Consider the following 21,959-nt stretch of genomic DNA (forward strand, 5'->3'; position numbering starts at 1 on the left):
ATTCAACAATCAGACGTTACTAAAGAATCGTATTTCTATATAGTTTATGTTTGATTATGTCTCTTTTTTCTTCTGTTAATCGTCGTATACGCGTATCTGTCTTCTTTACAATTAGCTTGATTTTAAGTTTAGTTACGCTTGCTCAGGTTAATTTAACGTACCGTTTACTCAATGGCTATTTTCTGAGTAACGATGCTCCTATCAACAAAGGAAAGCCTACTTTATTTGTATTCGAGCAGGCCGAAACATTTGATCAGGTAGTTAAACCAGCCGCCACGAATAAACGACCCGATGTAATAAATTTCGCGAAAGAAATGGTAATAGGGGTTGCCCTTTCGCCAACGAACAAGCCCCCAAAGCTTTCTGTTAGCAAAGTATTTGTACAGGATTCCATTTTAACTGTTCGATACATTCGTATAGCTGATACTACATTAACGCATAATCCACAGTCATTCACGAGTCAGCCGATGTTACTATTTGCGATTCCGAAACAGACTATTCTCAAAACCAAACTTGTTGAGAACGGGAAAGTCGTACAATTGGTCAAGAAGCACGAAAATGAATAGCGTTCTTTTTACCAGGCGGTGAAACTTTTCACCTAACGCCTATAGTTATTCCATCACGAATTTGACTCCGTAGCTCAGCTGGTAGAGCAATTGACTCTTAATCAATGGGTCGACAGTTCGAACCTGTCCGGGGTCACTTAATAATCAAGCAGTTACGTTAAAAATCGTAGCTGCTTTTTTGTTGGTTTACACTCTGGTTTACACAAACCGTCTTTTTGCTTTAACGAGCGTCAATGGCTCCAATCAAATCTAATAGCTGAGGATGCGTCATTTCTCCCGTCTCTTTATTGGGCTGATGCTGGTCATTTCACTCGACCAATGTAAGCAACCTTCTATACCCGTTCCGGCCGACACGACGTCAACTCGTGATGATAACATGGCGATGGGCAACCCTGATGGAGCAAAAGCATCGGAGTCTAGCCTAAACAGCCATCTGATTACTCGATCAATTTATCGCTTTCTTATAATTGTACATTTTCAGCTGAAAGTAAAAAGAGGGCCACGCTGTCGCTATGATGAAATGATAAGCGATTAAGCTCATAGCCCATTCTGAGGAATTGGCAGCAATCGCCTAGAAAAGCTACGACAAATACAAAGCGCTGCATCAGTAAAGTGAGCGCTTTTATTGAACGCGAAAAAGGCTATTTTGGGACACTTCTCTCCTCTCTGGCCACTGTTCAGTTAAACGTCTGAATAATTTTCGGACCAGATACAAGGCCAGGCACCAGTTGTTTCTGGCAATCATCTATTTGCAATATGACACTTACCCAAATCGTCCCCATCACCAACATTAGTTACTAGGCCTTAAACAATCATGTCCGTACCTATCCATCGTCATAGGTAATCCATTCGCGCTTAACCAACTTTGGCTGACGTTCCTTTACCGCATAATGAGCTTTCCTGATGAACGAAGCAAACATCGTGATCTATATGGCCGACGACGATGCTGATGACCGATATTTTATGCGCCAGTCCCTCCAGCACGTCTATCCCTCAGTGACTATTGTTGAAGCCATCGACGGGGCTGAACTATTGGAGTTGCTGGGTAACTGGAGTCGGGTCCCCAAAGCCCAACCGATTCAGGTAATCCTTCTGGATATGAATATGCCCAAACTAAACGGCCTGGAGACCCTGACGGCCTTAAAGGCTAATCCGTTACTTCGACACATTCCAGCGGTCATCCTTTCTACTGACGCCCAACCGGCACAAATAGTGACTGCGTACAAGGCCGGTGCCAGCCGTTATCTGGAAAAGCCGGTCTCCTATTCAGGCCTGGATCAGATTGCCCGGACGATTCGTAGCTGTTTTTAGCTTCAGCAACCGAGTAATCAATCGATAATTACTCAAACCAATTATATGTGGATTTGTGTATGTTTACATAGGGTCACTAGGTGACGAATTTAAGAAAAGGTGTGGCCCCTGGCCTAGTTGGTAAGCTGATTAATGAAGGACAATGGGAGCAAAAAAATCCACTACGCCTGCCTTTCTGGCTGGGGGCGGAGAGCTGGGTGAACGTATTCGTACCCAAGACTGGTCCAATACCAATCTTGGTTCACCCGAGCAATGGCCCCAGAGCCTACAGTCAACCTTAGGTATATGCCTGAACATGCCTTCCCCGATTCTAATCTGCTGGGGAGATGACCTGATTATGCTCTACAATGACGCCTACCGACTCATACTGGGCGAAAAACACCCTCAGGCGCTGGGAAGTAAAGCCCAGGCTGTATGGCCAGAATTATGGGCTACCCTGGGCCCTACGCTGAATGCCATATGCACTGGGGGCCAGACCAAAGGGTCAACTAATCAACGGTTGATGATCAATCGAGACGGCGTTCTCCAGACAGCCTATTTTAGTTTTTCTCATAGCCCGATTTATAACGAAACAGGCGGCATCGGGGGCGTTTTTTGCCTGGTTACTGAGACAACCGACACCAAATTGGCTGAGCGGCAAAAAGGGGAGCTGATTTGGGCCGGGCGGGAACACGAACGAAATCTGGCTACTTTATTTGAGCAAGCCTCCGTTGGGATAGCTATCATTGGACCAGCACCCAATTTTATCCTTGAAATGGCCAATCCATTCTATTGCGACCTAGTAGGCCGACTCTCCGATTGTTTAATTGGCAAACCACTGCTGGATGCGATGCCTGAGCTGGGTGAACAAGGCATCCAGGAGGTAGTCATGCAGGTGCTAAAGAGTGGGGTACCCTATGTGAATCGTGAAATGCCCGTGGTGCTAATTCGAAGCGGCCAGCAAGAAACGATTTATGTAGACAAGATTTATCAGCCGCGTCGGACAACCGATCAGTCCACTGGTATAGAGACCATTACAGGGGTTGTCGTTATTCTCACCGACATCACCACGATGGTACGAGCCCGTCAGCAGATTGAGACCAATGAGCGGGTGTTAGACGCTATGTTCCGGCAAACACCCTTGGGTGTGGGTATTTGGTACGGACCAGACTATATTATAGAAAGAGCTAATCCAGTGTTGTGTCAACTCTGGAATCATACCCCGGACGAACTATTGGGAAAGCCCCTGTTTGTGGCCTCTCCTGAATCCAAAGGGCAGGGTTTCGAGGCCATGCTGAATACCGTGCGCCAGACCGGCGTAGCAGTTACGGGGACCGATCAGCCCGCGCTACTTTACCGTAATGGGCAGTTGAAAACGGTCTACTTCGACTTTGTTTATGAGCCCCTCCGCAGTCCAGGGGGGGATGTTGACCGCATTATGGTCGTGGCCACGGAGGTAACCAAAGCTAGGGAAGAACGACAGCTTATGGCCGAAAACGCTACCCGGCTCCAAACTCTATTTGAACGGGCACCCGTAGCCATAGCCATTCTTGGTGAAGGGCCGGATTTTCGTTTTGAACTGGCCAATCTACTCTTCTGCGCTATCACGAGTCGAACTGGGGACCAACTCATCGGGAAGCCGCTGCTTGAGGCAGTACCCGAATTAGCTGGTCAGGGATTTGAAACCCTATTAGAGGGTGTGTGCCGGACAAAACAAACCTATGAAGGCAGAGAAGTTCCCACGCAACTTCTGCGCAACAGCCAGCTCAGTACAAGCTATTTTGATTTTGTATATGAACCTCTGATCAACGCAAAGGGGAACCTTGATCGCATCTTAGTGGTGTGTACCGACGTCACGGAACGGGTAATTGCCCGCCAGAAAACGGAGCAGTTACTCATCCGGGAGCGACAGCTTAATGAGCTAAAGTCAAACTTTATCACCCTGGCCTCCCATGAATTTCGTACGCCTATGGGTTTGATTCTCTCCTCGGCTTCCCTGATCGGACGTTATAACGGGCCAGATGATGGAGAAAAACGGGAACGCCATGTGCAGCACATTAAACTGGCCGTGCAAAGCCTGACTGGCTTGTTAACGAATTTTCTCTCCTTGAGTCAGCTAGAACAGTCAAGCCAACGTACCAACCCGCACCCAATGAATATCATCACCTTTTGCCAGGAAGTCGTCGACCATATGCGGTCCATGATCAAACCTGATCAGCGCATTATCTATTCCCATCAATCAGGCGCGCCAACTATGTCGCTCGACGGACAATTACTTAAACAAGTCCTAATTAATCTGCTGAGCAACGCTAGTAAATACTCGTCGGATAACAAACAAATTGAGCTTACTACAAGCGTTAAGGACAATCAACTGAGCCTAGCGGTCAAGGACGAAGGCATTGGCATTCCCGATGCGGATAAAGACAAGCTATTTATAAATTTTTTCCGAGCTCGCAATGTCAATCACGTCGACGGGATAGGTCTGGGTTTATACGCAGTTAAACGCTGCGTCGATTTGCTGGGCGGACGGATCACCTTCAGCAAACTTGATGTAGGAACAGTTTTTACCGTTCAACTTCCACTTTCCCCTCCTCTCCCATGAAAACCATTCTAGTCATCGAAGATACGCCGACCATGCGGGCCAATATTGCTGAAATTCTCCAGCTGGCTCCTTACCAGGTGGTACAAGCGGCCAATGGCAAAGAAGGCATCGAACAAGCCCGCCAAACCAGACCAGATCTAATCCTGTGCGATATCCGGATGCCTGACCTGGATGGATACGGCGTGCTCCATATCCTTCGCAAAGATCCCGACTTAGCCACGGTTCCGTTTATTTTTCTAACGGCATTAGCTGAAGCCGCTGATTTTCGAGTGGGTATGAACTTGGGGGCAGACGACTACCTAACTAAGCCTTTCGATGATATAAGCCTGCTGGGCGCGGTAGAACTCCGACTAAAAAAAGGACCCGTTATATCAGCCGATCCGACCGCGAACCCCGACCGCCTGACGAAGCTGCGACAAGCTATTCTGGAGGAGAACAACGCCCGTTATTCCCTATGTGATCAGTACCCAACCACGCAATATAACCGAAAGCACCGCCTGTATATAGCTGGAAGCTGGCCGACGGTCGTGTATTTTATAAGCCAGGGGAAAGGCAAACTGGTTAAAGTCGATGCGGCCGGCAATCAATTCATCACGGGGTTAATTGGCTCGGGAGATTTTGTGGGTTACCAGGCCCTATTAACTCAGGGGCCTTACACCGATACGGCCGAACTGTTGGAGGATTCGTTGGTCTGTACTATTCCATCCATCGACATTAAATCCCTGATTGATCATCAGCCAGTCGTGGCGAATCAGTTTAGCCAGATGCTGGCCAGCGAAGTCGCTAACTTACAGGATAAACTCTTAAAGGGAGCCTATCAGTCGGTTCGTAAACGGATGGCCGAAGCCTTGCTGCTGGTTGAGCGAACCTTTTATTCCCAACCCGATGCCCGGTTCTCAGAAGGCTACGCGACCGGTGATAGGCCCCATAACCAGTCCCTACCAATGAGCTTGTCGCGCGAGAACTGGGCAGATCTAGTAGGAGCCTCCACCGAAACAGTCATTCGTATTTTGGGTGATTTACGGACTGAAGGGTTGATCGAGATCAATGGCAGCCAGATCACCCTACTCGATATGGACAAACTGGTTACTTTAAAACGCTGAATACCTAACAGTACGCATGTCCGAATCTGATGGTCATCATCCCTGGGCCTGTCTTTTATCTTCGTCGAGTCTACTCATTATCCTAGTTGCTACGACCCAGTTCGGCGATCTTTGTGGCATCTATGTAAGGTAGTCATGAATCTATATCCGCCCAAACCAACGATTAAGGACCTTCAGGGCTTTAGACTCTTTTATGATCAGTACGCGCCCAAGCTATGGGGCCTTATTAAGTTAGCTAATCTATCGGCCTCAAGATCCGAAACGATCCTGATGCGCACAATGACAAAAGCGTGGCAGCAACCTAACCCACCCTGGCCGGCTAAAAAACATGTTCTAACCTGGCTAATCGGATTGGCTTACACAGAAGGTCTGCCAACAGAGGGCTTGTTGACTAGAATAAAGACGAAGAGTTGAGGACCTGGTTCAGAGGCTTTTTTACCTAAACCCATCTAAAGTTTGCTTACACTGCCTGACTCAAGTCAGTCCATCCATTGTCAACTCCTCGGGTGACATTCGTCAGAAGTCAGGCTATTATTTATCTTTCTTTGCCTGGTTTAGCTCATTGGTTGCATCGGTTTAACCGGGCAATTTTGTCACTATGATTCATGTCGCTACTCAACCGAAAACAGCGCTTAAATTCAGTCCTGTTCAGCAGTCTCTATTCTTTGCCACCGCCCGAAGTCGGGTCGATAAGTACTTTGCCCAACGGAATCTGTCTCCCCACGCCAACCGGGCCATGTGGCAAAAAGCCTTTTTTTTTCTGCTCACGTATTGCCTGCTGTATGGATTGATCCTGTCTAATCAATTTAGTGGACTTGCGATGCTTGGTTTGGCGCTGCTACTGGGACTTTGTGCCGCCGGAGTAGGCTTCAACGTATCCCACGATGCCATTCATGGCGCGTTCTCCAATAAGGGCTGGATCAACCAGCTGCTTAGTAAAAGTTTTTATCTATTAGGAGCTAACCCGTACCTATGGAAGCTAACACATAATGTCGTTCATCATACATATACCAATATTGCCGGACATGACGAAGATATTGAACTGGCACCGGGTTTAGTTCGGCTGCATAAGGATGAACCGCACCGACCATGGCAACGCTTTCAGCATATTTATGCCTTTTTCCTCTACGGACTTGCTTCCCTGTCCTGGGTATTTCGTAAGGATTACGTTAAATTTTTTCAGGCGAAGATTGGCCCGCTTGACAACAAACACCACCCCCAAACGGAGTATATTAGCTTGTTTGTTTACAAAGCAGCTTATTATGTATTTTTCCTGGTGTTACCAATCGTTGTGCTTGACATTTCCTGGTGGCAAGTTCTAATAGGTTTCATGGCTATGCACCTAACGGAAGGACTAGCATTAGGGCTGGTCTTTCAACTGGCCCACATTGTAGAAGGAACCTCTTTTCCGATACCGACTTCAAAAGGTACCATTGATGAATCCTGGGCCATTCACCAATTACAAACGACGGCCAATTTCGCGCCACAAAGCCGGTTGGTTACCTTTTTTTGCGGTGGCCTAAACCGACAGATTGAACACCATTTGTTTCCCAAAATATGTCACATTCACTATCCGGCTATTGCGCCTATCGTCAAACAGACAGCTAGTGAATTTGGCCTGCCATATATAGAGAACCTAACTTTTCAGTCTGCGTTGGTTTCTCATTACCAACTCCTGAAACGATTAGGGGTTCCTCCAAGCACGAAACCTAATTGACTCATTACCAATACTAAGACAGAAGAACTAGGTTTACAATTAAACGTTCAGCTTATTCCCCTCCAGACTAGTTTATTTACGACGAAAATCCAGCCGTTAGCGCATCAAAATCAGACTAGTGACACATAATAGTTGAGTAGGGTTAGCCAGTACTACACACTGGACTATACCTGTTGATAGAAAGCTTACATTGGTTGGGCTGGTCAGTGTTATTGACTAGCAGGCGCTGGATATGTGGAGGACTGATATATCAGGTTATATATAGAATTGAGGCCGCGAGTAGCTATAAAGCGTCTAATAGATACGTTTTGTACAAGGCTTTCTCCTGGAGGAACTTTTGCGTTGTACATGAACAAATATCCATATACCTAAATGACTCATTGATTAATCTGACCAACTTATGGGTTCCCTAACCGAAGACGACAAAACGCAACTTAGACTGTTGGCCAACCATTTATCAGTACAACAGGAGACAATCGTAGAGCGGTGGCGAATGAAATGCTTACAAGATGAAGCGCTTCTCTTTTTTAACCGTCTTTCCCGCAAGGAATTTACGGAAGCAATACGGGTTCTACTCTCCCGCTTCATCCAGCATATAATGGGCGGATTCCAGACAAGAAATCTGAGTGAACGAGCCAGTCAACTTCATCACTGGCAGGATGGCTACTCCCTGTCAGAATGGGTTATAGCCGTAGCTAATTTCTATGACGTCTTGAATGAACAGTTCCAGCAGTTCCTTGAACTCTATCCCCAAACGCAGCCCCGGGTAATCACCCAAGTATATAGTCAACTGTTCCAACTGTCGCAGCAGGTCAATAGCGCCTATATCTGGTATGCTAATGAATTGCAGCAAACCAGAGCAGAACAGCAGCCACAAATGCATCAACAAACGCTGGATACCCACCCCCAATTAGCTATCCAGCACGTTGACCATCTGCTGAAGGCTGCACATGATCTGCGCAGTACCTTCGGCATTCTCTCCACAGCAGCAAGCTTGTTACAAAAACCGCTCAAAACCGATGATCGGGCAAAATACGTGGACATGCTACAGCGGAACGTGAACGTTGCCACTCACTTACTAAACCAACTATTAGTTAACTTCAAAGTTTGAGACTGAACATATCCGCCTTTGCGGTACGGCTAATAGCCAGATTAACGAAGAGGATTTTACAGATTTTACTAACTCTATTTAATCTGCTTATCAATACATTACAATCGATAGGAACCAAAGAATCTATAGATGCTAAATTGGAGAAGTACCAGTTTCTAGGGCAATAGATTCATAATATAAATTCAATTGGACATCTACTTTTTGTTGTTCGGCTCGCAACTTGGCCACCTTAACAATGTACCGATCCTGAAGGGTTTGATACTGGATTAGTCGGATCAACTCACTAGGTTGAGCCTCTTCTTTTCCTGTTGCCTGCTCAAGTAGTTTTCCCAGATGTGCAATATAGTGCAGCATTAAATCAATATGGGTCTGATAAATAACGAGCTGACGCTGTTGATAAGCTACATAACCCCTACCGGGAAGGCTCACAGCCGACTGCCATTGCGCCCGTAGGCTATCCTCAACCGATTGGTTCCTTATTTTCTTAGCGTGCTTAGTAGTCTGCTGGTGTTCAAACTCGGCCGTCAGGGGGGGCGAAACGATACGGCTTTTATTGCAGGTCAACATCAAGTGAATGAGTTTGTCCTGATGAGCGGAGTCGAACTGATCAATGACGGCAGAAGCTACCCTAAATAAATACTTATCTAGCAGCGTTTCAAACGTATTCGTGGTTTTTTCCATGGAATTGATGCGCTTTAATTAAGGTCACATCGGTTCGCTGAGTAGGACGGCGTGATGAGGCAGAGGGTAGCTTGAATGCGCTGGTTCCAATCATTTAGAAGCGCCGTATGTTGGCGAAGTTGGCCAATCGTAAGTGGCACAGTAGGAGAATAATCTGGCCCTTGGATATGGGCACTTAATTCGTCTAGAAGCACACAAGCTTCTCGTTGGAGTTGCTTTAAATCAGATTCTATTTGGGGACTTAACTGGAGTCGAACTGGTTGGGACGACGAAAAAATGGGCGAATAGCGCACAGCTAACAATAGATCTACCTGCTGGTAGCCGTGACCCAGTTGCTCAATCGCCTGGAGCCACTCCGTCAGAATTTTCCTGTAATTTTCTTCATCCGCCGAGTCTAAAGAAAAGGGCGCTTGCTTCTGTTTCATCGGCAACCTAGTCGAGTAGAATGATGAATTGACCCATTAAAGGTTAACCAATAAAGTTTATTTTCCTAATATTATCTCATAATTACACGGAATAAATCAATTTATTTAGTAGCATGTAAATAACATGTACTAACAGGAGGCTTGGATGGTTGCCACATCGATACGGTAGAGAATAGAACTGATCGTAACTAATGGATAGCCAGTTTGAACCGAACCACGAGCCATAGAATGAAAGTTAGTTACCTGCTAATAAGCACAACCAATCCAACTCTCAGAGTGACAACAACGAATCCAGTAACTCAGTTACCGCTTCCAGCCCAACGGGCTTGACCAGGTGTCCAGTAAAACCAGCTTCCCGACTCCGGCGTTTGTCGTCAGCTTGCCCATAACCCGTCAAGGCAATTAAAATCAGATCACGACCCCAAGGTTGCTGACGAATCAGGCGGGCCGTTTCATAGCCGTCTAGACCAGACATGCCAATATCGAGCAAGATCACCTCGGGCTGTAGATGCTCAGCCGCTTCCAACGCTTGCTGGCCATTATAGCGAACATCGACTTGGTAACCACTCATCTCCAATAGCAAGGCGAAGGTATCAGCCGCATCAGGATTATCATCGACCACTAAAATCCGACGACCAGGTGTGCTTAACAGGCTCTGTTCAGGGGTAAGTGGCAGCCCTTGACTAGAACCCGTTGAACCAGGAAGGTAAACCAGGAACTCACTCCCTTTACCCAACCCCTCACTTCGAACCTCCACTCGCCCACCGTGCAGCTCAACCAGGCGTTTGACGAGCGTCAGTCCCAGACCCAATCCACCCTTAGAACGAGCTAGGGAATTGTCGACCTGCGCAAACAATTCGAAGATCCGTTCCTGCTGGTCAGCTGCCAGGCCAATGCCATTATCACGCACTCGTAAGCGGACTTGGTTGTTGACTAAATCCAGATCAACCCAAACCTGGCCCCCTTCCAGTGTGTACCGGGCACCATTGGTGAGTAGATTGGTGATCACTTGTGTCAAGCGAGTGGCATCGCCAATTATATGCAAGGGTTCGGTTGGCAAAGAAACCGATAACTCACGGGAAAGGGACTCATAGAGAGACTGTACACTATCGACAGCCTGAGCCACTAGTGTTCCCATATCCAGCAGCGCTGGCTGCAGCACAATTTTTCCCTGATTGATGCGGCTCACATCCAGTAAGTCATCCACCAGCCGAACCAGATGATCTGCCTGGCGACTCATCAAGTCGAGAACTGAACGCATCGGCTCATTTTGTTCTGCATTTAGCGTCAGCAGTTGCAACGCATGACGAATGGGGGCCAGTGGATTACGCAATTCATGGGCGAGCATAGCCAAAAATTCGTCTTTTCGTCGATCCGACTCCCGCAGGATTTCTTCGGTAGCCTTACGTCGGGTAATATCCCGGGCCACTGTAGAGACACCGATGACCTGCCCGAAAGCATCCTTTACGGGCGAGAGCGCCACTTCCAGGTTCAAGATCTGCCCGGCTTTGGTGATCTGGACGGTTTCATAGGTTTCAACCTGCTGAGCCTGTTTTATTTTCTCTGTATTGTTTAGTATATGGGCCAGATCTTGAGGTAGAGACAGCAGGGTCAGCGGTTGGCCGATGACTTCCTGTGCCGGGTAACCGTAAAGCGCTTCAGCAGCTTGGTTCCAACTGGTGATCAGACCTCTAAAATTGGTTGTTATTATTGAGTCCTGCGATGATTCGACAATTGAGGCCAGAAAATAGTTAGCTTCTTCAGACTTCTTACGCTGGGTGATATCAACAAAGGTCAGCACTAGGCCGTTGATTCGGTCGTCAGCCGTGCGGTAAGGTATCATGCGCCCCATAAACATGCGCCCGTCCGTGGTACCTACCTCTCGCTCGATGGGTTGGAGTGTAGCCAGTACTGATTCGGCATCGGCTTGCCACTGCGTATAGTCAAGTCGACCAGTAATATCACTTAGAGGCCGCCCTACATCGGTGGCGATCAAATTAAAAATAGTCCGTGTCGCTGGCGTAAACAGGTTGACTCGTAGACTCCGATCCAGAAATAGGGTAGCAATGTCAGTGGCATTAATCAGGTTCTGCAGATTGTTGCTAGCCAGCAATAGCTCCTCTACTTTTATTTTTAATTCCTGGTTGATCGTAGTGAGTTCTTCGTTGATTGACTGGAGTTCTTCCTTACTGGTCTCCAACTCTTCGGCCGATGAGCGCAATTCTTCATTAATAGCCTGTAACTCTTCGTTGGCCGCTTTCAATTCCTCCGCTTGCAGTTCATGCTGCTCGTTGGCCAGCTTTAACTGCGCCTTAACTCGAATCAATTCTTCTTCTAGCTGATGGACCATGGGCTCAACCGCAGGGCGCTCACGGGTTGGCTCGACCGCTTCTTCAAGGGTTGGCTCAAAAAGAACCAACATAAACCCGCGGGCGGGGTTCCCCTCACCTAATACGGGACGAACATGGAGGGTAATAAGATGAGGCTGATCTGCTAAGCGTACTGAGAGGAAAGGTACCACCACAGGGGTTCGCTGTTGAACGGCCTGGTAAAAGGCCGCTCGAAGTTCCAGCCGCAGGTCGGGCTGGATGAGTTGAAGTAGATTTTTGGACGGCTCGCCCCCGCCAATCTGCAGGTATCGTCCCGCCCGCTCAGACACGTGGAGGATGTCGAAAGTCTCATTAACCAGAATCGAGGGGGGACCATACTGCTCAAGAAGCTGGTAATGCAGCTCGCCATAACTCAGCCGTCCGTGCGCCGGACTTTCATTGGCCTGGCTGACTCCCGGCACCCGTTTTTGGATGGCGCCTATCCCAGCGCTAATCTCGGGTACGGGGTAAGCGCGGTTGACCACAGATCGACTCTGGAACAGGTGATGCTCCCGGTTGAGGGGGGCATACAGATCCCCTTTTCCTTCGGTGGTTTCGGCAAGACCCAACAGCAGATAGCCCCCAGGATTAAGGGCAAAGTGAAACGTCTCTAGCGCCCGCTGCTGGGCCGTCTGATTAAAGTAAATGAGCAAATTTCGGCAGCTCACCAGATTTAGTCGGGAAAATGGCGGATCTTTAAGCACATTATGGTGGGCAAATAATACCATATCCCGAATCTCGGGGCGAACGCGATACACCTCCCCTTCCTTGGTAAAAAAGCGACGAAGTCGTTCGGGCGATATGTCGGCGGCATCATTGAGGGTATAGAGCCCTTCGCGGGCGGTTGCTAGTGCCGTCTCATCCAGGTCGGTGGCGAAGATCTGTACCGTTGGGGCATCGACTACATCCAGAGTCCGTTCAGCGCAAAGTATCGCAATAGAATAGGCTTCTTCGCCCGTGGCACAACCAGCCACCCAGATACGCAAAGTGTCGTCTTGGGTTTTGGCATGAGTTAATAAAGGCATTAACTGCAGCTCCAGAGTAGTAAATACGGGTCTGTCGCGAAAAAAATTGGTAACCGAGATCAACAAATCTTTTAGTAGAGCCTGGACTTCTTCGGGATGCGCTCGCAGAAAGGTGACATAGGTGGGCAGATCAAGCAGATTGTGCACGTTTAATCGTCGCTCAATTCGCCTGAGCATAGTGGGGCGCTTGTAATTGGTAAAGTCGTGGCCAGTGTGCAGGCGTAGCTGAGCAAACACATCCCGCAAGGCTTGCTGGGGCTCATCAGAACTAGGTTGGATTCCCCCGGCTATAAACAAGGCGACCCAGTTGTGAGCGTATGCCCGCAACCGGGCTGGAATCTCCTCAACAGGCAGTATATCATCCACCAGATCAGTAGCGATGGCATGACGGGGCATCTCGTTGTAATCGGCCTGGCGGGGGTTCTGCACGAAGACTGCACCACCCCGCTCCTTGATTCGCTTGAGGCCCATGGAGCCGTTAGCTCCCGTGCCCGAGAGGATCACCCCAATTGCCCGCTCCATGTGCGACTCGGCTAGGGTTCGAAAGAAAATATCCACCGGTGCCCGTCGGTCTTCGATCTGGGCATTGGGAAGCACTATCAGGTACCCATCCTCCATTTGCAGGTGCTTACTGGGCGGTACCACATAAACGTGATCAGCGATAACTCGCACCCGCTGCTCCACCTTATGGACAGGAATGCTGGCTACTCCTTGTAGAATTTGGGTCAACTGGGAGTCATAATCGGGCGATAAGTGTAGGATCACTACGTAGGCTAGACCTGAATCGGGAGTTACCTGCTTAAAAAATTGGGTCAGCGCTTCAACGCCCCCTGCGGAGGCTCCGATGCCCACAATAATTGTCTCTGCCGGAGTGGGTTGGTCTGGTGTTTCTGATGTTGACTTTTTCTTACTCAAGGGGAAAATGGTCTAGGTAAGGGAAATTACTGGAGAGCGGAGTGAATCGGCTCAAAGTCACCGGAACGCTGATCGTCAAAGCTTTCCGGTATGGGGCCGTCCGACTAGCCAGTCTTTAAATCTTATCTGATCATCGAAGATAAGTCTGATAAGTCAATTTTGTTTGCTAGTTCCTCAATATCTCGTAGCATGATCAGTTGATCCAATTTTGGTAATCCAAAAGCACTTTTTTAATGGCATAGGTATATTTCAAACAGAGACACTACCAAACACTCAATGAATGGAGATTCTACATTTATGCAGCTTTCAGCCTTAAAATCATAGCCGCATCGCCATAAATATCCAATAATTTATGGTGGTAAAAATTGCTCTAAATGGAAAACTGACAAGATCCCCTGTAAAAGTTAGACCTTGTCAGCTACTACCTGATTAAATAGTCAACGAAATTTTACTCGGTTTCTGCCGACGCGAGTTCATTGACGGAACTTTATGCAATTTGGGTTAATAATTCATCAGTTTGCTTTTCCTCAGTTAAGGTCGCTTCCAGCAATTTAACGGCCTTGAAGAAACCTAATATACCCGCCAAAGTGCGTAGCGTGCCATAGGTCGCAATTTCATAATGCTCTACCTTCTGAGCCGCAGCAATTAAGGACACATCTCGTGTCATCTTGCCTGCCTTCGTGTATTCCAGCAGTTCTTTTGCTTCTTTCACCAGCCCATCCATACCCTGGATTTTTTGGCACTGGCGGTTTCGCCTATGGACTCAAAAACCTGTTCTAGTCGGCTAACATGACCTTCCGTTTGGCTTAGATGGTTCTTAAAGGCACTTTTTAATTTAGGCAAGGTAGCCTCCTTGGCCAGTTTAGGTAAATTCTTCACTAAATGTTTTTTGGCCTAATAAATGTCTTTCAGTTCGTCCTGAACTAATTTGGTCAATGCGCTATCCTGTGTTTTTGTTTGGCCATGATCAATCACCACGCGTGGTTTTAGTATAGCGATTTTACGCGCTCTGATTAGGCTTGTTCAGTGGGTAAGCTACTACTTGCTGGAAGTCGTGATTGTCACAAACTAACTTTCAGCAGACTTATCCTTATACTGAGGCTGTTGGATCGAAGTGGCAAATGAAAATACATTTGGTCAATCATTTTATAAATACTGGGGTTGGCCGTTGTCTCACTTTGTGACTTGGTGATTCGCTTAAACGAGGACCTCAGTTCCAGGGCTATTCCCGACAGTAACCACCCAGCAAGCCCTAAAACAGTTCAATCAGGTGATTGGCTAAAATGAGTATCATCGTTTCAAGGCGAATCCCTAAAACTAAAGAGATTAAGCTGGGTTACGGTAAACAGGTCGTCTTTACTCAACAACATCTAAAATGAATCGATTTATAGTACTCTATTTGCACCAAGATGCCTACAGGCATATTGCTTGCCAAACTCAACTTGAAGCAAATGACTATCTTAAACAGGTTTTTATCAGGGAAGGCGGTACTCCAATGGGCATTTATGATGCTAAAACTGAATTGTTCAAATGGGAGCCCGTTCGCCAGCTACAATATGATCAGCTGTGTTTAGAAGAACAGAGCCGATTGGGCCATCACATAATTGCCATCGCTCAATTGTTTTTAACGCAAGTTACCTCCCTAGCTGCCATCCAGCTTCAACCCTAGGAAGGCTAAGCATATTACCTGTCCTTATCTCAATTGGGGCTGATGATGTCTAGTTTTTGATTGATATAAGCACTTAGTAGCTCTGGCACGTTAGTACCGATTCGTATTGTACGAACTTTTCCTTTTAGCGTCAACTCAATTGCATCCAAACCAGATACTGTATAGAGTGTAAAAGCTGAACTTACGCGAATACCCCAACCCGACCATATCGAATTTCTGACCACTTTTACGCCCACAACTTGGTCGAGGGATATGCTGCGTTGAATGAGGCCAATGCCAAACACAAACTTAATGTGCTGGTTGGTTACATAAACGTCCAATTTGTAGAATAAAAGTAGAATGATCCCCAGCAGGGCCAGGATAGGCTTTGCAGCGGTGGGATCAAGCCAGCCAATTATTAAAGCGGCAGCTACTAGCGTAACCAATGTTGAGGTACCGATTTGTGAGACTTTCATCGGGATCTAACTTGTTAGGAGGGGTCACCTGTATTGATCAACTTGACTGACGTAGTATAGACTTTAGTCTCAAAGCGTGGGATTTATGCAGTTTATAACTAAGGGACCGGATTGGCTCCCTTTTACCAACTGATTCAGACATAATTGAGAGGGGCAGTTACTACTCAGAAAGTCACTACCTGGCTGTATGATCCGGCAAGGGGCGTAATTGATTCGAGATTGGCGACGGGCGGGTTCAATAAGCAAACCGGAACATACCCGAACTAACCAGCCTCCAAACCCATCCCAAAGCGAACCCGTACTACTGACAGGTACAGAGTAACACAAGCGATCCGATGAGCTAAAAGCGACGGCCTTAATGAGCATCTTATAAAAGATGGTGGCTAAGCACCATCCCGCTCGTATTTTTTTTTCCTTCTGTGGTAAATAACAGGAAGGTAAGCGTGCGTTTTAACAAGCTCAAACCAGTAGAAATGTACATTTTGAATTAAGTTAGTCTGGACTTGGCCCCTTGAGCTTACTAATCTGAATAATCATATGCTGAGCCACTTATCTAGAATTTATCATCTATCTCTTTGTAAAATTGGGTATTGCCAAATTGGCTGGCAATGATGGCGATCAGCCCTCTATATGATTGTTAATAGGCTTTTCTCTTTGTTCACGCAGGCATAAGTAAGTCAACTAACGCCATCCATTGGCTTTCCTATGTCACCAGTTGGTCGCCTAGAGGAGCAATACGCAAAATTAATAGGTCTATATTGTCCAAATAAAAACATAAAGTTGATAAAAAGGACATAGGTCGCTACTTTCGGGTAACACACCATCTTTCTAAGAATACCTGTATGCGAGACGACGAGCTACTAGTTTTTTCCGGGGCCTATTATAAGCTGATTAGCCTAAGCCTTGGCCCCAGCTTTTCCCACCAGGCCCAGGGTCTCGGACTGCTTATTCTAGATCAGCGGACTGGGTACACCGGCACCAAGAAGTTTCCCAGGGTAAAAAATAGGTTAATCGGTGCCCTAACCGAGCTTCTCCGTACTGCCCGGTACAAGGCGTTCCAGCCGCAACTGACCGGCTGGCAGCAAACAATTCTGGAGACCTCTTCCAGTCAGGAATTGGGCCAGTTTTGCCTGAACCTGCTGGCTATCCTGTTACCCCAAGTGGGGTATGAAAACCCCATTGTTACCAAGGTTGATAGGGGTACATAAAGGAGCATAACATTTGGGGATTTCTAAGAAGGCTTGCCATCACTTAATAAACTTGTCAATTAATCTTTTCTAGCTATTTGGTTTGGGCCTAGCCTATGCTTTTAGCCGGTTTCCCCTCAAACGGAACAGCGAATGAATAATGATAAGTTAAGTAGCTATGCCCGTGCCTATGAGCATCTTATTATCACAGGCCTGGGAGCTAAATACGCTCAACAAGCTGGTGACTTTGAGCGGCTTCTCCAGGTCGAGCAGGGATTGATTCCGGCCCCAAAAAGCTGGTTTCAGTTAAGTTGCTGCTCGTCAGGGCTATGATCAGGTTGACCCGATCGACGGAGTTCCGGTACCTATACCCGCAGTTGACGACTTGGCAGCAAAGAGTACTATTTACTGCTTCTACCAGGGAACTAGGCGAGTTTTGTGTGTACCTGAAGGGCTTGCTCTTTCCGGCGGTTGAAGACCAGCAGAACCTGGAGGATGAAGGATAGGTGTTGGATCAGGCCTCTGGGTCACTCATAACTTCTGAAAAGAGAGATGCTGACGAAGCAGTACCCGTCGACGCCGGGAAATAGGTAAACTCAGGCCTGTAAGTAAATAAACCTCTGGCTTATTGATGGTTAATTCTAGCCGATCAATAAACGGGCGGCTGACCAGAATAGAGATGAGGAAGGGTTATATCGAATAAAACATGCTATAGAGCAGGTAATGAGTTGTTTGCCTTAATTTGGCTTTACTTCTTTTTCCACTCATCCTCGCCCAGGTGAAAGCCATTTATTAGCCGATTAACACTGACCTGATTGCCGGAGTTGATTGTTTAGCAACGAATGGGTAATGTCGTCTCTGAGATAGGTGTATTTTATTAAAATTCTCATCATGTGATTTGCACGCACAATTCGTTAGGTTGCAGACTAAGTTCGTGTGTATGGCAAAAAGACTACCTAAAAAACAGCCGGTGAATTACTTTGATCCCCAGACCGTGTTATACCTGACCGGGGATGAAAATTACAGTCATGTTCACTTGATGAATGGGACGGTTGTTGTAGCGGCCCGCACCTTGAAATGGTTTGAAGAACAATGGCCCGTCTTCCTGCGTCCTCATAAACGCTCCCTGATCAATCCGGTTTATGTGCTTGAGCTTTTGATTGCCTCGACCCTAAGCTCCCCCAGCTACGTAGTGATGCAGGATCAAGTTCAGTTACCTATTTCCCGCCGTCGAGTTTCTGGTATCGTTTATCACTTAAAGAAGAAAAGTACACCATTGAAATAATAGCCTGATCTAAGGGAACATCCGTCTATCGAGGAGCAGCTAGAAAAAATGCATACCTGAAAGGGCTTTATAGGCAGACAGCTTAAAATTCATACTGAATTGATGGGAGCGTAACGGTTTCCAACCAGTAGGTGCGCAACTCACGAAAACAAGTTAGCCAGTCAGCGAACTCGATTGGTTTAACTACGTAAGCCGAAACCCCCAGGCGATAGGCGTCCTTAATGTCGATAGGGTCAACCGAGGAGGTAAGCATGACAATCGGAAGCTTACCAATAGACGAAGACATGGCTCTAATCTGCTTGAGCAACCACCATCCATCAGCATTAGTGGGCAAGTAAAGATCCAGCAAAATAAGTTTGGGGATTTCCCATTCTTGATAGCGCCAGTCGTTGAGTAAGGTCATTGCTTGCTCAAGGGTAGATACGCGCTCTGCTGTTAGCTCACTCATGCATTGGCGCATGGCCTGCTGAATGATTAGCCATTGATCGTTATTATCTTCAACGATGAGTAGTTTAGCGTTTTTAAAATTGGCATTAATGAGATCATGGGCGTTTTTCATGACTACTGGGGAAATTAGTGTGTATTCTACTAACTCGCCACAAGCAATATTGATTAAGCGGATGGTTTTATAAACGTACCATCAAGATTATACGTTAAAAAAAGCCACGTTAGAGAGAGGTCTTCTATTCATATTTCAACACCTTGATTATCAAGGCTTACAAAAATACTTTTTTCATCAGGTTTTCTGTATTGAAACAAAAGGACGCAACGACATAATCAGGATAGATAGTCTAAATCTCTATTGTTATTTCGATTGAGCGGGCTCATTAAAATGGCGCGCCACTCGTGCTCTAATGCTTTAATGGCTGATTGACCACATTGCCCATCAAAGGCCTCTACTGGGAGGTGGATGGCGCTACTACCATCGATCATGGTCACTTTGACTAAAACATTCCCTTTGGCAACAAGCCTATTTAAAACGTCAAAACCAATTTCGAGTTCGTCGTATTCAAAGTGAAAATGCCGAAAATCGCCTTGTTCCAGTATGGTTATAAAGAAGAGCATATTTAATTAGGGTATGATTCCCTACTACATATGATAAACCAGAATGTTTGACTAACGATTTGATAATGAGGATGTGGGATTGCCACATGCACTTTTACACGATAGATCTTAATTATAGTGGGATAAGGAGATTAAAATAAGTGCCCTACGGCATTACAGATAGGAAGGATGCGGGATTGGCCTACATTTGTAACACTTGGTTACAATCCTTTCTATGGCAGAACATTTTTCTATTCTTGTTGTCGATGATGAATCGAATGTAGCCGATGTTCTAAATCGAGCAGCCAAAAATGCTTTTTCCGAAGCCAATATTATATACACCAGCAATTACAAGGAAGCGATAGCTTATCTGGATGCTTTAAAAGGTCGCGGACCTAAGCTGGTACTTCTCGACTTGGACTTACAGAGCGAACCCGGTGGATTTGATTTCTTATCGTTAGTGCGTCACCACCCTCAAGGTCCCTTGCTACCGATCATCATCCTTTCGTCTTACTCAACAGAGGAAAATCGTGCCGAAGCCTTTAGGCGAGGAGCTAATGCATTTACTAGCAAGCCATTTTCCTACATTGACTGGCAATCCTATGTCGCCCGCTTACGAACCTACTGGTTTCACACTGTTACCATACCCGATTTCTATTTCGACAAACTAGATTAGTCAAGGATGATACTTGCCAATAGCCGATTAATTGGCTGCATTATTATTACGTGGCAAACGTAAGCTAATAAACCTGTCAACCATCATGTAAAGGGATGAGAGCCATCATATAAGGTGATGATAGCCATCATTGTTAAATGATTTATGAACTCTGATTTTTACAAATCGGTCTTCCCATTTTCAAATTCAACAAGATGAAACTTACGCTTAGCCCCGTCGAAGTTCCCTTTATGGTCGGGGATATCGTATGGGTCGATCATCCCTTTGGAACCACACATGAATCCCCCCTATTTTCAGGGAATCATGCAAATTATCTTAAATGGTAGCTTGCTTAATACAGCTCTTATTCGACAGCGATCAGAAACGCATGAATTAGTGGTGGTAGCGCGCGATCTATGGCCTAACATGTGGGCTTACCTAGGGTCAATGTAAAGGTGCAGGTTGATCCGCTACAGACTAGTTTGTTTAAGACGAAACAAGAACTATTAGATCATCAAAATCGACCTTATTGAGCAGAAATTTTACAAAAAATACTGACACTATCAGCATTTTCATCTAACCTATAAAAGCTCGTTCACATGGCCCATATCAATTTAAATATTGGCTTGTTAAGCTTAAAATCTCTAACGTTCACTAGCCCACTTTTTGTTGCATGAATGCTGCTTTACAAGCGGAATCCGACTTGGTTCGAGATCTCCAGGCTAAACTACCTTCAGCATTTTCTACGCTATACGATGCCTATTCTCCGGCACTTTTAGGTACGCTTTTACGATTAATAAAAGATCAGGCACGAGCGGAAGATTTACTTCAGGATGCGTTTATCAAAATTTGGTCAACTATTCCTAGTTATGATCCCCAGCAAGGACGCCTTTTTACCTGGCTATTAGCTATTACTAAAAACGTAGCGCTAGATGAATTGAGAAAACAAAAGGTGCGCCATTCAGCTAACGAGTATTTGGATAAAAACAGTAATCAATCTTGCGACCTTCCTGTTTCGGAAGGCATGTTGCATCAATCCATACTGACCAACTTAGCGCCCAAATATCGGCAAATCGTCGAACTGGTGTATTATGGGGAGTACACTAAACAAGAGGTGGCGGCTCAACTCTGTTTGCCGTTGGGTACGGTCAAAACGCGATATCGGATGGCTTTACAACTGTTGAAACAGCAGTTCAGGCAGGACATTCGCCATTATCACGTGATTGCTTGAAACGCAAAACGGTAATGAAGCAAGGCCGTTTTTTATTAGAATTGCCTATACAAGTTTACCAATATTCAACTTGGGCACTCTTCTCCATTGGCCATGCCAACCTGTTGCAGTGAGCATAAAAAAGCCCAGCAGCAGATGGTATTTCGGGCTTTCACACTAGGTTACTTAGTAGACTCAATAGAGAAAAGAGTCAAAAACGGCTGGAAGGAGCTAATTCTGTTTCCAAATTTTAGATTAGCAGCTAGCGCCGATTAGTCATTTAGGACAGTCGTCGGCCAATAGAAATCGAACTTTAGTGGCTGCCAAACAACCCGCCAAGTATATTACCAAGCCCTCCGCCCTGACCACCCAGGGAATTAGCTACTTCCGGTTTAAAACTTGCTTTAACAATTGTTCTAATTCGGCCTGCTTTTGCTTCATAGCTTTTAACTCCTGCCGATCCTGTTGCTGTTGTTGCTGGAGTAGCAGATTAGCTTTCTCCTGCTGAATACTATATAGAGTCAGTTCTTCTACCTTCTCAAGCAACGTAGCATTTATCTTTACTAGATCAACCCCTTCCTTTACTACCTGATCAGCTGAGGGAACCCCAGGTAAATGCTGATTCGCATCAATGTACTTCTTTACCTCAA

20 protein-coding genes, 1 tRNA gene and 2 pseudogenes are annotated in these 21,959 nt (G+C 46.3%); 15 read left to right on the forward strand and 8 right to left on the reverse strand.

The window, feature by feature from the left end; genetic code table 11:
* The first annotated feature begins 116 nt into the window (after nucleotides 1–116).
* The 8 genes from GO755_RS39575 to GO755_RS39610 all read left to right on the forward strand — a co-directional run bounded on the left by GO755_RS39575 (nucleotide 117) and on the right by GO755_RS39610 (nucleotide 8,389).
* A complete protein-coding gene (locus GO755_RS39575) occupies nucleotides 117–566 on the forward strand; it encodes a hypothetical protein (protein WP_227687281.1) in 450 nt (149 codons plus the stop codon).
* A gap of 63 nt (nucleotides 567–629) precedes the next feature.
* Nucleotides 630–702: transfer RNA gene (locus GO755_RS39580), tRNA-Lys, on the forward strand.
* Nucleotides 703–828: 126 nt separating this feature from the next.
* A complete protein-coding gene (locus GO755_RS39585; RefSeq protein WP_157590979.1) occupies nucleotides 829–1,101 on the forward strand; it encodes a hypothetical protein in 273 nt (90 codons plus the stop codon).
* 368 nt (nucleotides 1,102–1,469) lie between these two features.
* Nucleotides 1,470–1,877 (forward strand): response regulator, encoded by a 408-nt coding sequence (locus GO755_RS39590; RefSeq protein ID WP_157590980.1) that lies wholly within the window; start codon nucleotides 1,470–1,472, stop codon nucleotides 1,875–1,877.
* A gap of 142 nt (nucleotides 1,878–2,019) precedes the next feature.
* On the forward strand, nucleotides 2,020–4,458 hold the full coding sequence (locus tag GO755_RS39595; protein ID WP_157590981.1) for a PAS domain-containing sensor histidine kinase: 2,439 nt from the start codon (nucleotides 2,020–2,022) through the stop codon (nucleotides 4,456–4,458).
* Nucleotides 4,455–5,561: a response regulator gene (locus GO755_RS39600; RefSeq protein ID WP_157590982.1), complete on the forward strand. Its 1,107-nt coding sequence runs from the start codon at nucleotides 4,455–4,457 to the stop codon at nucleotides 5,559–5,561. Before GO755_RS39595 ends, GO755_RS39600 begins: the two co-directional genes overlap by 4 nt.
* Nucleotides 5,562–6,159: 598 nt before the next feature.
* Entirely contained in the window at nucleotides 6,160–7,278 is a 1,119-nt protein-coding gene (locus GO755_RS39605; protein WP_157590983.1) for a fatty acid desaturase family protein, read from the forward strand.
* A 400-nt stretch (nucleotides 7,279–7,678) separates the two neighbouring features.
* Nucleotides 7,679–8,389: a hypothetical protein gene (locus GO755_RS39610; RefSeq protein WP_157590984.1), complete on the forward strand. Its 711-nt coding sequence runs from the start codon at nucleotides 7,679–7,681 to the stop codon at nucleotides 8,387–8,389.
* Between the two features lie 132 nt (nucleotides 8,390–8,521).
* Here the strand turns inward: GO755_RS39610 and GO755_RS39615 are convergent, their stop codons facing one another.
* From GO755_RS39615 to GO755_RS42270, 4 genes and pseudogenes are all read right to left on the reverse strand, one after another.
* On the reverse strand, nucleotides 8,522–9,070 hold the full coding sequence (locus tag GO755_RS39615; protein WP_157590985.1) for a hypothetical protein: 549 nt from the start codon (nucleotides 9,068–9,070) through the stop codon (nucleotides 8,522–8,524).
* A 14-nt stretch (nucleotides 9,071–9,084) separates the two neighbouring features.
* A complete protein-coding gene (locus GO755_RS39620) occupies nucleotides 9,085–9,495 on the reverse strand; it encodes a hypothetical protein (RefSeq protein WP_157590986.1) in 411 nt (136 codons plus the stop codon).
* A 271-nt stretch (nucleotides 9,496–9,766) separates the two neighbouring features.
* Nucleotides 9,767–13,804 (reverse strand): CheR family methyltransferase, encoded by a 4,038-nt coding sequence (locus GO755_RS39625; protein WP_157590987.1) that lies wholly within the window; start codon nucleotides 13,802–13,804, stop codon nucleotides 9,767–9,769.
* Nucleotides 13,805–14,291: 487 nt separating this feature from the next.
* Nucleotides 14,292–14,683: pseudogene (locus tag GO755_RS42270) on the reverse strand (DUF892 family protein).
* Between the two features lie 496 nt (nucleotides 14,684–15,179).
* Here GO755_RS42270 and GO755_RS39635 point away from each other — a divergent pair.
* Nucleotides 15,180–15,473, forward strand: a complete 294-nt coding sequence (locus GO755_RS39635) for a hypothetical protein (protein ID WP_157590988.1) — start codon at nucleotides 15,180–15,182, stop codon at nucleotides 15,471–15,473.
* A 29-nt stretch (nucleotides 15,474–15,502) separates the two neighbouring features.
* On the opposite strand, the gene GO755_RS39640 is transcribed toward GO755_RS39635, so the two are convergent.
* A complete protein-coding gene (locus GO755_RS39640) occupies nucleotides 15,503–15,928 on the reverse strand; it encodes a hypothetical protein (protein ID WP_157590989.1) in 426 nt (141 codons plus the stop codon).
* An 842-nt stretch (nucleotides 15,929–16,770) separates the two neighbouring features.
* Here GO755_RS39640 and GO755_RS39645 point away from each other — a divergent pair.
* From GO755_RS39645 to GO755_RS39655, 3 genes are all read left to right on the forward strand, one after another.
* Nucleotides 16,771–17,136, forward strand: coding sequence for a hypothetical protein (locus GO755_RS39645; protein ID WP_157590990.1), 366 nt, complete (start codon nucleotides 16,771–16,773; stop codon nucleotides 17,134–17,136).
* A gap of 132 nt (nucleotides 17,137–17,268) precedes the next feature.
* Complete coding sequence (locus GO755_RS39650; protein ID WP_157590991.1) at nucleotides 17,269–17,448, forward strand: hypothetical protein; 180 nt, start codon at nucleotides 17,269–17,271, stop codon at nucleotides 17,446–17,448.
* A gap of 607 nt (nucleotides 17,449–18,055) precedes the next feature.
* Nucleotides 18,056–18,400: a LytTR family DNA-binding domain-containing protein gene (locus tag GO755_RS39655; RefSeq protein ID WP_157590992.1), complete on the forward strand. Its 345-nt coding sequence runs from the start codon at nucleotides 18,056–18,058 to the stop codon at nucleotides 18,398–18,400.
* Between the two features lie 82 nt (nucleotides 18,401–18,482).
* Here the strand turns inward: GO755_RS39655 and GO755_RS39660 are convergent, their stop codons facing one another.
* Together GO755_RS39660 and GO755_RS39665 are read right to left on the reverse strand one after the other, a co-directional pair.
* Nucleotides 18,483–18,959, reverse strand: a complete 477-nt coding sequence (locus GO755_RS39660) for a response regulator (RefSeq protein ID WP_157590993.1) — start codon at nucleotides 18,957–18,959, stop codon at nucleotides 18,483–18,485.
* 218 nt (nucleotides 18,960–19,177) lie between these two features.
* Complete coding sequence (locus tag GO755_RS39665; protein WP_157590994.1) at nucleotides 19,178–19,465, reverse strand: hypothetical protein; 288 nt, start codon at nucleotides 19,463–19,465, stop codon at nucleotides 19,178–19,180.
* A 214-nt stretch (nucleotides 19,466–19,679) separates the two neighbouring features.
* On the opposite strand from GO755_RS39665, the gene GO755_RS39670 reads away from it, so the two are divergent.
* From GO755_RS39670 to GO755_RS39680, 3 genes are all read left to right on the forward strand, one after another.
* Nucleotides 19,680–20,120, forward strand: a complete 441-nt coding sequence (locus tag GO755_RS39670) for a response regulator (RefSeq protein ID WP_157590995.1) — start codon at nucleotides 19,680–19,682, stop codon at nucleotides 20,118–20,120.
* Nucleotides 20,121–20,396: 276 nt separating this feature from the next.
* The gene (locus tag GO755_RS41695; protein ID WP_227687282.1) at nucleotides 20,397–20,552 is read left to right on the forward strand and encodes a hypothetical protein; all 156 of its coding nucleotides are present in this window, start codon (nucleotides 20,397–20,399) and stop codon (nucleotides 20,550–20,552) included.
* A 220-nt stretch (nucleotides 20,553–20,772) separates the two neighbouring features.
* Nucleotides 20,773–21,330, forward strand: coding sequence for an RNA polymerase sigma factor (locus tag GO755_RS39680; RefSeq protein WP_157590996.1), 558 nt, complete (start codon nucleotides 20,773–20,775; stop codon nucleotides 21,328–21,330).
* A 360-nt stretch (nucleotides 21,331–21,690) separates the two neighbouring features.
* Here the strand turns inward: GO755_RS39680 and GO755_RS41130 are convergent.
* Nucleotides 21,691–21,959 (reverse strand): annotated as a pseudogene (locus tag GO755_RS41130) (hypothetical protein); the annotation flags it as partial.

The organism is Spirosoma arboris (assembly GCF_009754945.1).
GTDB classification, from domain to species: domain Bacteria; phylum Bacteroidota; class Bacteroidia; order Cytophagales; family Spirosomataceae; genus Spirosoma; species Spirosoma arboris.